The sequence below is a fragment of the Nonomuraea sp. NPDC048826 genome, assembly GCF_043198225.1.
Lineage (GTDB): Bacteria > Actinomycetota > Actinomycetes > Streptosporangiales > Streptosporangiaceae > Nonomuraea.
The window spans coordinates 256,382-267,771 of the sequence record NZ_JBICUQ010000011.1 but is presented as its reverse complement, the minus strand read 5'-3'; the positions used below and the strand labels follow the sequence as shown (position 1 = coordinate 267,771).

Below are 11,390 nucleotides of genomic sequence, written 5' to 3'. Positions count from 1 at the left end.
CCTCCAGGGGGAACGCGAGAGGAAGAACGGGAAAATTCTACGCGGATTCTGTAGGGAATAAGCCCCCACCTGCACGTACGAACCCACGAAGCAGCACAGAACGGGCGGAGACCCGCACAAGCACGAACCAGCGAAGCGGCACAGGACAGGCGGGGGCCCGCGCACAGCAGGAACCCGCGAAGCGGCACAGAACAGGCGGAGACCCGCACAAGCAGGAACCCGCGAAGCGGCACAGGACAGGCGCGGCCCGTGAACCGGCACAAGACAGCAGCGGGCCGTACAAAAGGCTGGCCCCCTTCCCGCGGACGAGAAGGGGGCCGGTGAGGCCGGGGCCTGGTGTCAGCCCGCGACGACCTCGACGTCCACGGACGCCGAGACCTCGGGGTGAAGCTTGACCGTGACCTTGTGGGAGCCGGTGCTCTTGATCGCGTTGACGATCTCGATGCGGCGGCGGTCGAGGATCGGGCCGCCGGCGGCCTTGACCGCGTCGGCGATGTCGCCCGTGGTGACCGAGCCGAACAGGCGGCCGGACTCCCCGGCGCGGGTGGCCAGGCGCACGCGCAGGGCGCCGAGCTGGCCGGCGACCTCCTTGGCGGTGCCGAGGTCGCGGATCTCGCGAGCGTCGCGGGCCTTCTTGATGGACTCGATCTGGCGCTCGGCGCCACGGGTCCAGCGCATGGCGTAGCCGCGCGGGATGAGGTAGTTACGGCCGTAGCCGTCCTTGACCTCGACGATGTCGCCAGGGGCGCCGAGGCCGGAGACCTCGTTGGTGAGGATGAGCTTCATGTCGACAGACCTCCTTAGCGCGCGGTGCTCGTGTAGGGCAGCAGAGCCACCTCACGGGCGTTCTTGATCGCCGTCGCCACGTCACGCTGGTGCTGGGTGCAGTTGCCCGTCACCCGACGCGCACGAATCTTGCCGCGGTCGGAGATGAACTTCCGCAGCAGCGCCGTGTCCTTGTAGTCGACGTAGGAGATCTTGTCGTGGCAGAACAGGCAAACCTTCTTCTTGGGCTTGCGCAGTGCCGGCTTGGCCATCGTGGTGCTCCTCTCAGAGCCCCGCCGTCAGAAGCGGGAATGGACTCGGACTGGATCGGATGGGTTAGAAAGGCGGTTCGTCGCTGAAGTCGCCGCCGCCGCCGAAGCCGCCGGAGGAACCGCCGCCCTGCTGGCCGCCGCCGCCCTGGTAACCGCCGCCGCCGCCACCGAAGCCGCCGCCCTGGGGCGGGGCGGGCGTGGCGGACGCCCAGGGGTCGTCGGCCGGGCCGCCGCCGAAGCCGCCACCGCCGCCACCCTGCCGGGAGGTGCGGTTGACCTTGGCGGTGGCGTTGCGCAGGGACGGGCCGACCTCGTCGACCTCGACCTCGTAGACGGTGCGCTTCTCGCCTTCCTTGGTCTCGTAGGACCGCTGCTTGAGCCGCCCCTGGACGATGACCCGCATCCCGCGCTGCAGGCTCTCGGCGGCGTTCTCGGCCGCCTGGCGCCAGACGTTGCAGGTGAGGAAGAGGCTTTCGCCGTCTTTCCACTCGTTGGTCTGGCGGTCCATGAAGCGCGGAGTGGACGCGATGCGGAATCGAGCCACCGCTTGCCCCGTGGGGGTGAAGCGCAGCTCGGGGTCGTCGACGAGGTTGCCGACGAGGGTGATTACGGTGTCGCCTGCTGCCATGGCTAACGCTCGCCTTCCTGCACGTCTTCGCTTTGGGTTACGGCTCAGACTACGGTCGCGGCCCGACAGAAACGCCGGGCTACGAGCGGCTGCTTCAGTGGACGTCCGGACGCAGGACCTTGGTGCGCAGAATCCCCTCGTTGAGGTTCATCTGCCGGTCGAGCTCCTTCACCGTCGCCGGCTCGGCGGACAGGTCGATGACGGCGTAGATGCCCTCGGACTTCTTGTTGATGTCGTAGGCAAGACGGCGACGGCCCCAGACGTCGACCTTCTCCACGGTGCCGCCGTCGTTGCGGACCACGGTGAGGAACTGGTCGAGGGACGGCGCCACAGTGCGCTCATCGAGCGAAGGGTCCAGAATGACCATTACTTCGTAACGACGCATGCGGGACTCCTACCTCCTCTGGACTGTTGCGGTCACGACACTCTGCCGTGACAGGAGGACGCTGACGCTGGGCCCGGGCGCCCCTTTCGGCACTCCGGGGTGACGGGTCTCCCATCACAACGCAGCCCGTCCAGGTTACCAGCAGCTCATCGATGGGAAAGCCTGACAGAAAGCAAGGGGGTGCTCCGCATGCCACACTTCCTCCAGCCCACGGAGGGCCAGCGGTTCCGGCTCACGCTCAACTCGGACGGCCATCGGCATCCGGTGGAGAACGCCCTCGCCATCACCTCCGTGGTGTGCGGGATCGTCGCGTTCGTGTCCCTGTTCTTCCCCGGCGGGCACGTCATCGCCTCGTGGGTGGGCACGCTCGGCTTCGGCGTGGGCCTCTACTCGCAGTACGTCTCGGCCACCACCCCGCAGCGCACGCTCAACATCGTCGGCCTGGTCGGCTCGTTCCTCGGCGTCGCGCTCGGCATCGCGGGCGGCGGCTTCCTGCCGTGAGAAACGGCCCCGGCAGGACCGGGGCCGCTCCTCTATATGGTCATCCTCCGATGTGCAGGTCCACGCCCAGCAGGACCAGGAACCAGAGGAAAATGGCGAGCAACGCCTCGGCGACGTCCCTCAGAATGGCCGGGGTGATGTAGTCGTACACCCACGCGATATAGATGCCGATGACCACGTAAACGAGCAGGATCAGCGACCGCCAGCGCCAGCGGCTCATGTCTTCTCCTTGGGGTAGGGGGCCCACATCGCATGCCCCACCCCAGGTCAATCAAACGGATAGGCTCCCTGACATGGTCCGAATCGGAGCTCATGTCCATCAGGACGACATCACGGCCCACGCCGAGGCCGTCGGCGCCGAGGTCGTGCAGTTCTTCCTCGGCAACCCCCAGGGTTACAAGAAGCCCGTCCTGCCCGACAAGCCGGTCGAGGGCGTCGACATCTACATCCACGCCCCTTATCTGGTCAACGTCGCCACGACCAACAACCGGATCAGGATCCCCAGCCGCAAGCTGCTCGCCCAGCACCTGGAGGCGGCGGCGAGCATCGGGGCCAAGGGCCTGATCGTGCACGGCGGCCACCTCGGCAAGGACGACGACCCCCAGGTCGGCTTCGACAACTGGCGCAAGGTGTTCGAGCGCATGGAGTGCCCGATCCCGGTGCTGATCGAGAACACCGCGGGCGGCGACAACGCGATGGCCCGCCGGCTGGAGAGCATCGCCCGGTTGTGGGACGCGCTCGACGGCTTCGACGTCGGGTTCTGCCTCGACACCTGCCACGCACACGCGGGCGGCGAGGAGCTGCTCGGCCTGGTCGACCGGGTCAAGGCCATCACCGGCCGGATCGACCTGGTCCACTGCAACGACTCGCGCGACGACTTCGGCTCGGGCGCCGACCGTCACGCCAACCTCGGCGGCGGGCGGATCGACTCGGAGCTGATCCTGGAGGTGTGCCGGGCGGCCGGCGCCCCGATCGTGGTCGAGACCCCGGCGGAGGGCCAGGCCGACGACATCGCCTTCCTGAGGAAGAATCTCTAGGGAAAATACACAGCCTGTGGATAACTTCCCTGGATTACCGATGCCGTAGAACGGGTATGGAGATCATCCTGCCCAGGCGCCTTCCAGGAACCGCGCCGTGTTCAGCACCATGAGCGGCCCCGACACGAGCGCGTACGCCACGATCACCCACCGCCTGCGGGTGGCGAGCCGCGCCAGCGCCACCCAGAGCGGAAACCACAGCAGCAGCGAGCGCGGCAGCGACAGGTAGTACGCCGACGTCATGAGCGCGCCCGCCTGCAGCCCCGTGTAGACGGCCTCGCTCCACCTGCGCAGCGCCAGCAGCCAGACCAGTCCGAGCACGGCCAGCACGGCGCCGGCGATCTCCATCCGGAAGGCCGGCGCCATGTCGCCGGTGCTCATCGCGTTGTCCCAGGTGACCGCCCACGCCTCCCAGGGCCAGACCATCTCGCGTCCCCACCCGGCCTCCTGGGCGTGCTTCCACGCCAGCCAGTCGCCGGTCCGCGTGTAGTGGTAGAAGGAGTAGCCGATCAGCGGCAGGAACGGCACCGCCAGCCAGGGCGCCCGGCGCAGCGGCGCCCGCCCCGCGGCGAACTCCACGATCAGCGCCAGGGCCAGGAACAACCCGGTGATGCGCACGCACGAGGCGCCTGCGGCCAGGGCGGCGGCGGCCGGCCAGTTGCCCTGCCGGGCGGCCAGCCAGGCGGGGATCGCGAAAGCGAGGAACAGCGACTCGCTGTAGCCCGCCGCCAGGAACACCGCCATGGGGAAGAGCACCAGCCCGAGCACCGCCATCCAGCCGTTCGCGCCCTCGTGCTCGGCCAGCCTGGCCAGCGCCATCGCGGCGACCGCCCCGGAGACGAGCGAGACGATCAGCCCGGCGGCCGACCAGTCGGGCACCACCCAGTGCACCAGGCGCAGCGCCGCGGGCAGGCCGGGGAAGAACGCGGGCAGCCCGTCGTCGACCGGCTGGGCCGGGTCGCCGTCGTAGCCGAACCGCGCGATGGTGACGAACAGGTGCGCGTCCCACCGGTCCCACCGGCCGAGATACTCGTGCAGCGCCACCCCGAGCAGGGTCGTCACCAGCAGGCCGGCCCGCCAGCCGAACCAGATCAGCAGCGCGTCCCGGCCCGCCGATCGGGTGATCATCGGTAGCCGGCGCTCCGCAGCGTGAACCGGTCGGGCGCCTCGTCGAACACCCCGCCGATCTGGTCGTCCACGCCTCCCTGACGGACCACGTCCTTGTCCGGCCGCAGGATGTCGCGTACCACGAACGCCATCATGATGGCGATGGTGATGATCCGGCCCCACACGGCGGTGAAGTACGTGTCGTCCCCGATGCCCAGGTCGGTGCGCGACAGCGGCGCCTGGTTGAGCAGGTAGAGCCAGATCGCGAAGAAGTACCAGACCTCGGCCACCTGCCACAGCGCCAGCGGCTTCCAGTTCGGCCTGGCCAGCACCGCGAGCGGCACCAGCCACAGCACGAACTGCGGCGACCACACCTTGTTCGTCATCATGAACGCGGCCAGCGCCAGGAAGCAGATCTGAGCCAGCCGGGGCCGGCGCGGCGCGCCGATCGTGAGCACCGCGATGCCGAGGCAGAGCAGCGCCAGCGACACCATGCCGAGCGTGCTGACGTCGACCTCGCCGAGCACCGGCCAGCCCTTGGACTGGAAGAACAGCCAGGGCGAGCCCCAGTCGACGCCGCGTTCCTGGGAGAACACGTAGAACCGGCGCCAGCCGTCCCAGGCGAGCACCATGAACGGCAGGTTGACCACCAGCCACGCGGCCGCCGCCGAGCCCATGCTGACCAGGAACGGCCGCCAGCGGGCGGTGCGCAGCGTGAGCAGGAACAGCGCGCCGACGAACATCAGCGGGTAGAACTTCGTGGCGATGGCCAGCCCGAGCAGCACCCCGGCCAGCACCTGGCGCTTGCGCGCCCAGGCCAGCAGCGTGCCCATGGACAGCGCGCCGGCCACCAGGTCCCAGTTGATGTAGGCGGCCAGCACCACCGCGGGCGCGAGCGCGTACCACAGGGCGTCCCAGCGGCGGGTCGGCCCGGCGGCGGCGGCCATCAGCAGCACGCCGGCCACCAGGCAGAGGCCCATGAGCACGACCGTGATGTCGTAGAAGCGCACGGCCTGTGCCGCTATCGCCTCATGGGTCACGCCCGGCTCCAGCCACCGCGCGATCCACGCGACGACCTGCATCACCTCGCCGAGCACCACCGGGTACTCGACGTGCTTGTCGAAGACGACCTCGGCGAAGTACGGGTTCTGGGTGGCGAGCTGCCGGTCGAAGTAGAGCGGGAAGATGTCGGTGTAGCAGAAGTTCGTGTAGACGGTGACCTGGTCGTTCCAGCCACCGGTCCGGCACGGCAGCCTGACGACGTACGCGAGCGTCGCCCCCAGGGCCGCGAACAGCCCCAGGGGGAGATACGGCACGGCCCGCGACAAGAACGGGCCGCGCCCCAGGATCGTCATCACTCTTCGCGCCTGCCCGGCGGGGAGCCCCAGTCGCCGTCACGGCCGCCCTGCGTGAAGCCGTCGTCGACCTCGAAGTCGTCCTGGTTCGGGTCGACCGAGACGTTGTCGTCCTCGCCGTCGCACGGCCCGACGAGACAGTCGTCGTTGACGCTGGTGTCCTGGTCGTCCGGGTCGCCCGTCTCCAGCTCCAGCGAGTCGTCCGGCGTCGGCGACGGGGTGGGCGTCGGCTTGGGCACGATGTTCTCGGCCACGCCGGTGTCGGCCCGATCCGGGAACGGCACGACCTTCTGACCCTTGGTCGCCTCGGTCATGAACGTCTTCCAGATCGCCGCGGGATAGGTCGCGCCCTGGAACGCGCTGCCCAGCGGGATCTCGTACGGCTTGGAGTACGGGTTCTGCATGGTGTACTTCTTGCTCTTGCCCCTGGCCCAGGGGCAGTTGTCGTTCACCGGCTTGACGACCTTGCCGCTGGCGGTACGACACTGCTGCCTGAACATGCCGACCGCGGTCGACACCTGCGGGGTGAACCCGACGAACCACGCTTCCTTGTTCTCGTTGTTGGTGCCGGTCTTGCCGGCCACCGGGCGGTCGTAGAGCGCGGCGTTGCGGCCGGTGCCCTGCTTGACCACGGCCTCCAGGGCGGTGACGGCGTCGGCGGCGGCCTCCGGCGAGATGACCTGGTTGTAGGACTTCTTCTCCGACAGGACGGTGTCGCCGTTCTTGTCCTTCACCTCGACGACGACGTGGTTCTCGTAGTGCCTGCCCTGGTTGGCGAAGATCGAGTAGCCGCCCGCCTGCTCCACGGCCGTCACCTGGCTACTGCCGATGGTGATCAGGTAGTGGTGGCGGTCCCTGGCGTCCTTCAGCCGGCTCTCGTTCAGCCCCGCCTTGGAGGCGACCTCGATGACCTTGTCGAGGCCGACCTTCTCCCCCATCTTCGCGTAGGCGGTGTTGACGGAGCTGGCGGTGGCGGCCACCACGTCGACGGCCGAGGTCTTGAACGCGTGGTCGTTGTCGATCGGGGTGGTGCCGGGCAGCTTGACCGGGCCCTTGGTCGGCACGTAGCTGCGCAGGCTGTAGCCGGAGTCGAGCCACGCGGCGAGCACGTACGGCTTGAACGCCGACGCGGCCTGCTTCTGCGACTGGAAGGCGTCGATCCACTGGTCCTTGGCGTAGTCGTCGCCGGCGTAGAAGGCGAGGACCTGCCCGTTGCGCGGGTCGACGGCCGCCAGCGTGGAGTTGATCTCGGGGTCGAGACCGCCGGTGTGCTTGTCGACCGCGGCCTTGGCGGCGCGCATGAGCTTGAGGTCGAGCGACGACTTGATGCGGTAGCCGCCCTTCTCGACGTCCTCCCTGGGGATGTCGAGCGACTCCAGCTCGTCCAGGATCACCTGGACCATGTAGCCCTTGATGCCGTTGAACGGGTTCTTCGGCTTGAACTTGACGCGCTTGGGAGCCGTGGGCGTCTTGGCGGCGAGCTGACCGTACGCCTTCGGGTCGAGCTTGGCCATCTGCTCGATCACGTAGTCGTAGCGGAACTCGGTCGGGCCGAGGTCGCCGGCCTTCTCCTCACGGTCGAAGCGGTCGGGGTTCTGGATGCGGCCCGCGAGGTAGGCGCCCTGCTCGGGCGTGAGCTTCTCCACCTTCTTGCCGAAGAACGCCTCGGCGGCCGCGCCGATGCCGTGCGCGCCGCGGCCGAAGTAGATGGTGTTGAGGTACTGCTCCAGGATCTGCTCCTTGGAGATCTTGTCGCTCAGCTTGACCGCGACGAAGATCTCCTTGACCTTCCGCTGGATCGTCCTTTCCTGGGAGAGGCCGTCGTAGTAGGCGCGGGCCATCTGCTGGGTGATGGTGGACGCGCCCTGCACCTGCTGACCGCTGACCGTGTTCCACAGGGAGCGGACCATGCCGCTGAAGGAGATGCCGGAGTCCTCACGGAAGGTGTCGTTCTCGGCCGCGATGACCGCGTCCTGCACCGCGCGCGGCACCTGGTCGTAGGTGATCGGGATGCGCTTGGTGCCGAGCCTGGCCAGCTCCGTGCCGTGCCGGTCGACGATGACGCTCTCCTGGTCCTCCACGCCGTCCTGGACCTGGTCCTGGGTGGGGACGGGCGTGTTGGCGTACGCGACCGCGATCATGCCGAAGAGACCGGCGGACAGCACCACGAAGCTGGCCACGACGATCTTCCAGCTCGGCAGGAAGCGCCGCCACTTGGGCCGCTCGTCACCGGGCTTGCCGGGGCCGCCGGGCGGCTCGGAGGGACCGCCCGGACCGCCGGGGCCACCTGGACCACCTGGGCCACCGGGACCGCCGCCGGCCCGCCGCGAGCGCCGCGGGCCGTCGCTGACGGCCGTCTCCTCGTTGCTGCGGGCGCGGGTCTCCTGGTCGGCGGCCCGGCGCCGGGAGCCGGGCGCGCGCCGGCGCCCGGGCTGACCGGGCTGACCCGGTTGCTGGCCCGGCTGCGGGCCTGGCTGTCCAGGCTGGGGGCCGGGCTGGCCGGGGTACGGACCTGGCTGCGGGCCGGGGTGCTGACCCGGCTGCGGGCCCGGCTGCTGGGCGGGGCGCTGTCCGGGAGGGCTCGGCTGGGGGCCTGGCCGCGGGCCCGGCTCGACCGGGTAGCCGCCCCGGGCGGGCGGCTGGCGCGGGGTGCGGGCGGGCGGCTCGTTGTACGGCTGCGCGGCCATGGCGCCGGTCTGCTCGTACGCGGCCTCGGGACGACGGGCGGGCGACGACCCGTCCCAGCTGGATTCGCCGGTTTGCGGCGGAGGCTCCTGGGGCACGGAACGAGTTGAGCCGGAGCGGCGGCGCCTTCCCTGGCGGGCCGTCCCTTCATTGCTGCTGTAACTCACGCGTCCTCGCATCGTCGTCGGATATCACGGCGGATTGGGGCGTGACTCCTCGCCGTCCTCGGGTTGTGTTGTGCGGCCGCTTGCTCAGCTCTGGCCGACAGTGTCCGGCGGCCCGTTCCCGAGGACGAACGAGACCGTCAGGTGATTCCAGGAACAACCTTGGCAGACCTCGACCACGTAGACCCGGAACTCCTCGTAATCATGAGCCATCTCGGCCAGCTCTGACGCGGCCTTTGCCTGACCGGCATGACGCCCGAGAGAGTCCCCGTACACATAGGTCACGTTGGTGACGTTCCCCCGCTCGCACACAGGGCAGGGGCGGTCGGTCGGCTCGCCGAAGTGGCGGGCTGCCCGGAGGAGGTACGGCTGTGCGTCACAGACGTCGCCAGGCGGAGTCCGCCCGGCGCGCACGGCGTGAACCACCGCCCGCTTCGCGAGGCCGTAATCCACCACCCTTCGCTGTGACCACATGGGCGCCAGACTACGGCTTTTTTCCGATTGATCCCAACGACTTGGGGAAGTCGTCGATTGCTCGATATAGCGGCACGACGTATCCTCTGGATGTATCGGCTCGATACATCGACGCGAGAGGAGGGCGGTTCCCATGGCCGGCGGACAACGCAGGGTGCTGGAACTGGCCGTGCTCGGGTCGCTGCACGAGACGCCGCTTCATGGCTATGAGCTGCGCAAACGGCTCAACACGCTACTGGGTATGTTCCGCGCGTTCTCCTACGGGTCCCTGTACCCGTGCCTCCGCTCGCTGCTGGAGCAGGGGCTCATCGCGGAGGAGCAGCCGGCCCAGCCCACGATCGTGGGCGGCCGATCGAAGATCGTCTACAAGCTCACCGCGGAGGGCAAGGAGCGACTGCAGGAGCTGCTGACCCAGGCCGGTCCGTCCGCCTGGGAAGACGAGAGCTTCGGCGTCCACTTCGCGTTCTTCCGTCACACCGAGGCCGAAGTCCGCCTGCGCATCCTCGAAGGCCGCCGCAGCCGCCTGGAGGAGCGACTCGAAGGCGTGCGCACCGCCCTGGCCCGCACCAGGGAGCGGCTCGACAGCTACACCCTCGAACTCCAGCGGCACGGGCTCGAGTCCGTCGAGCGCGAGGTCCGCTGGCTCAACGAGCTGATCGCCACCGAGAGACGGGCCTCCCAGGAGGGCCCCGCAACAGATACGACGTCACATAATGAGTAAGGGAGCGAGTGCGATGGGTTCGGTTCGCGTGGCCATTGTCGGTGTCGGCAACTGCGCGGCGTCACTGGTCCAGGGCGTCCACTACTACAGGGACGCTGACCCGGCGGTGCGTGTGCCGGGCCTGATGCACGTGACGTTCGGCGACTACCACGTGGGTGACGTCGAGTTCGTCGCGGCTTTCGACGTGGATGCCAAGAAGGTCGGCCGCGACCTCTCGGAGGCGATCGTCGCCAGCGAGAACAACACGATCAAGATCACGGATGTGCCCCCGACCGGGGTGATCGTCCAGCGTGGCCACACCTACGACGGCCTGGGCGAGTACTACCGTGAGATCATCGAGGAGTCCGACGAGGCCCCCGCCGACGTGGTCCAGGTGCTCCGCGACAACCAGGTCGACGTGCTCGTCTCCTACCTGCCGGTGGGCTCCGAGGATGCCGCCCGCTTCTACGCGCAGTGCGCACTCGACGCCGGGGTGGCGTTCGTCAACGCGCTGCCGGTGTTCATCGCCTCCGACCCCGAGTGGGCCGAGAAGTTCACCAAGGCGGGCCTGCCGATCGTCGGCGACGACATCAAGTCGCAGGTCGGCGCCACCATCACGCACCGCGTCATGGCCAAGCTGTTCGAGGACCGCGGGGTCGAGCTGCTGCGCACCTACCAGCTCAACTTCGGCGGCAACATGGACTTCATGAACATGCTGGAGCGCAAGCGCCTCCAGTCGAAGAAGATCTCCAAGACGCAGTCGGTGACCTCGCAGATCCCGCACGAGATGGCCAAGCCCGACGTGCACATCGGCCCGTCCGACCACGTGCCGTGGCTCGACGACCGCAAGTGGGCCTACGTGCGCCTCGAGGGCCGCTCCTTCGGCGACACCCCGCTCAACCTGGAGTACAAGCTCGAGGTGTGGGACTCGCCGAACTCGGCCGGCATCATCATCGACGCCGTCCGCGCGGCCAAGATCGCCCTCGACCGCGGCATCGGGGGCCCGCTCCTGAGCGCTTCGTCGTACTTCATGAAGTCGCCGCCCGTCCAGTACTCCGACGACGAGGCCCACGCGCAGGTCGAGAAGTTCATCCGCGGCGAGGTCGACCGCTGACCTCCCCACCCCGACGGCGCCGCACCCTGCGGCGCCGTCGCATCTGACCCCGCCTTCACGGCGCCGCACCCCGCGTGCGGCGCCGTCGCGCGTTCGAACCCCCGCCCTCACGGCCCGCACCCCGTGCAACGCCGTCACGCGTCCGGGGTCCCGTCGTGACAGGGCCGCACTCCCTGCGGCGCCGTCGCGCGATCGGCCTCCCC

At 69.0% G+C, this 11,390-nt stretch carries 13 protein-coding genes; 4 read left to right on the top strand and 9 right to left on the bottom strand.

The genetic code is table 11. The annotated features are described in order from the left end of the window. Positions 1-339: 339 nt before the first annotated feature. From rplI to rpsF, 4 genes are all read right to left on the bottom strand, one after another. Complete coding sequence (gene rplI / locus ACGFI7_RS36045) at positions 340-786, bottom strand: 50S ribosomal protein L9 (RefSeq protein WP_393412713.1); 447 nt, start codon at positions 784-786, stop codon at positions 340-342. A 14-nt stretch (positions 787-800) separates the two neighbouring features. Then, a complete protein-coding gene (gene rpsR / locus ACGFI7_RS36040) occupies positions 801-1,037 on the bottom strand; it encodes a 30S ribosomal protein S18 (RefSeq protein ID WP_020543048.1) in 237 nt (78 codons plus the stop codon). A gap of 64 nt (positions 1,038-1,101) precedes the next feature. After that, the gene (locus ACGFI7_RS36035; protein ID WP_393412711.1) at positions 1,102-1,665 is read right to left on the bottom strand and encodes a single-stranded DNA-binding protein; all 564 of its coding nucleotides are present in this window, start codon (positions 1,663-1,665) and stop codon (positions 1,102-1,104) included. A 94-nt stretch (positions 1,666-1,759) separates the two neighbouring features. Beyond that, positions 1,760-2,050 (bottom strand): 30S ribosomal protein S6, encoded by a 291-nt coding sequence (gene rpsF / locus ACGFI7_RS36030; RefSeq protein ID WP_055504125.1) that lies wholly within the window; start codon positions 2,048-2,050, stop codon positions 1,760-1,762. A gap of 189 nt (positions 2,051-2,239) precedes the next feature. Between rpsF and ACGFI7_RS36025 the strand changes: the two genes are divergently transcribed. Continuing rightward, on the top strand, positions 2,240-2,551 hold the full coding sequence (locus ACGFI7_RS36025; protein WP_393412709.1) for a hypothetical protein: 312 nt from the start codon (positions 2,240-2,242) through the stop codon (positions 2,549-2,551). Between the two features lie 40 nt (positions 2,552-2,591). Here ACGFI7_RS36025 and ACGFI7_RS36020 read toward each other — a convergent pair whose 3' ends face one another. Beyond that, the gene (locus ACGFI7_RS36020; protein ID WP_393412707.1) at positions 2,592-2,771 is read right to left on the bottom strand and encodes a hypothetical protein; all 180 of its coding nucleotides are present in this window, start codon (positions 2,769-2,771) and stop codon (positions 2,592-2,594) included. Between the two features lie 73 nt (positions 2,772-2,844). Here ACGFI7_RS36020 and ACGFI7_RS36015 point away from each other — a divergent pair, with 73 nt between their 5' ends. After that, positions 2,845-3,588 carry a deoxyribonuclease IV gene (locus tag ACGFI7_RS36015; RefSeq protein ID WP_393412705.1) on the top strand — a complete coding sequence of 248 codons (744 nt, stop codon included), beginning with the start codon at positions 2,845-2,847 and terminating at the stop codon, positions 3,586-3,588. A gap of 63 nt (positions 3,589-3,651) precedes the next feature. Here the strand turns inward: ACGFI7_RS36015 and ACGFI7_RS36010 are convergent, their stop codons facing one another. The 4 genes from ACGFI7_RS36010 to ACGFI7_RS35995 all read right to left on the bottom strand — a co-directional run bounded on the left by ACGFI7_RS36010 (position 3,652) and on the right by ACGFI7_RS35995 (position 9,373). Then, on the bottom strand, positions 3,652-4,716 hold the full coding sequence (locus ACGFI7_RS36010; protein ID WP_393412703.1) for a mannosyltransferase family protein: 1,065 nt from the start codon (positions 4,714-4,716) through the stop codon (positions 3,652-3,654). Then, entirely contained in the window at positions 4,713-6,050 is a 1,338-nt protein-coding gene (locus tag ACGFI7_RS36005; protein WP_393412701.1) for a glycosyltransferase family 87 protein, read from the bottom strand. Before ACGFI7_RS36005 ends, ACGFI7_RS36010 begins: the two co-directional genes overlap by 4 nt. Next, entirely contained in the window at positions 6,050-8,833 is a 2,784-nt protein-coding gene (locus tag ACGFI7_RS36000) for a transglycosylase domain-containing protein (protein ID WP_393412699.1), read from the bottom strand. The genes ACGFI7_RS36005 and ACGFI7_RS36000 overlap by 1 nt, the downstream gene beginning before the upstream one ends. Before the next feature lie 153 nt (positions 8,834-8,986). Continuing rightward, on the bottom strand, positions 8,987-9,373 hold the full coding sequence (locus ACGFI7_RS35995) for a DUF5318 family protein (protein WP_393412697.1): 387 nt from the start codon (positions 9,371-9,373) through the stop codon (positions 8,987-8,989). A 133-nt stretch (positions 9,374-9,506) separates the two neighbouring features. Between ACGFI7_RS35995 and ACGFI7_RS35990 the strand changes: the two genes are divergently transcribed. Both ACGFI7_RS35990 and ACGFI7_RS35985 read left to right on the top strand, forming a co-directional pair. Continuing rightward, entirely contained in the window at positions 9,507-10,094 is a 588-nt protein-coding gene (locus ACGFI7_RS35990) for a helix-turn-helix transcriptional regulator (RefSeq protein WP_393412695.1), read from the top strand. A gap of 13 nt (positions 10,095-10,107) precedes the next feature. Beyond that, positions 10,108-11,187, top strand: coding sequence for an inositol-3-phosphate synthase (locus tag ACGFI7_RS35985; protein WP_393412693.1), 1,080 nt, complete (start codon positions 10,108-10,110; stop codon positions 11,185-11,187). Positions 11,188-11,390 lie beyond the last annotated feature (203 nt).

What these genes read in the sequence shown, in the direction of transcription:
- rplI (WP_393412713.1), bottom strand. Translation starts at nt 786, where the DNA reads ATGAAGCTCATCCTCACCAACGAGGTCTCCGGCCTCGGCGCCCCTGGC.
- rpsR (WP_020543048.1), bottom strand. Translation starts at nt 1,037, where the DNA reads ATGGCCAAGCCGGCACTGCGCAAGCCCAAGAAGAAGGTTTGCCTGTTC.
- ACGFI7_RS36035 (WP_393412711.1), bottom strand. Translation starts at nt 1,665, where the DNA reads ATGGCAGCAGGCGACACCGTAATCACCCTCGTCGGCAACCTCGTCGAC.
- rpsF (WP_055504125.1), bottom strand. Translation starts at nt 2,050, where the DNA reads ATGCGTCGTTACGAAGTAATGGTCATTCTGGACCCTTCGCTCGATGAG.
- ACGFI7_RS36025 (WP_393412709.1), top strand. Translation starts at nt 2,240, where the DNA reads ATGCCACACTTCCTCCAGCCCACGGAGGGCCAGCGGTTCCGGCTCACG.
- ACGFI7_RS36020 (WP_393412707.1), bottom strand. Translation starts at nt 2,771, where the DNA reads ATGAGCCGCTGGCGCTGGCGGTCGCTGATCCTGCTCGTTTACGTGGTC.
- ACGFI7_RS36015 (WP_393412705.1), top strand. Translation starts at nt 2,845, where the DNA reads ATGGTCCGAATCGGAGCTCATGTCCATCAGGACGACATCACGGCCCAC.
- ACGFI7_RS36010 (WP_393412703.1), bottom strand. Translation starts at nt 4,716, where the DNA reads ATGATCACCCGATCGGCGGGCCGGGACGCGCTGCTGATCTGGTTCGGC.
- ACGFI7_RS36005 (WP_393412701.1), bottom strand. Translation starts at nt 6,050, where the DNA reads ATGACGATCCTGGGGCGCGGCCCGTTCTTGTCGCGGGCCGTGCCGTAT.
- ACGFI7_RS35995 (WP_393412697.1), bottom strand. Translation starts at nt 9,373, where the DNA reads ATGTGGTCACAGCGAAGGGTGGTGGATTACGGCCTCGCGAAGCGGGCG.
- ACGFI7_RS35990 (WP_393412695.1), top strand. Translation starts at nt 9,507, where the DNA reads ATGGCCGGCGGACAACGCAGGGTGCTGGAACTGGCCGTGCTCGGGTCG.
- ACGFI7_RS35985 (WP_393412693.1), top strand. Translation starts at nt 10,108, where the DNA reads ATGGGTTCGGTTCGCGTGGCCATTGTCGGTGTCGGCAACTGCGCGGCG.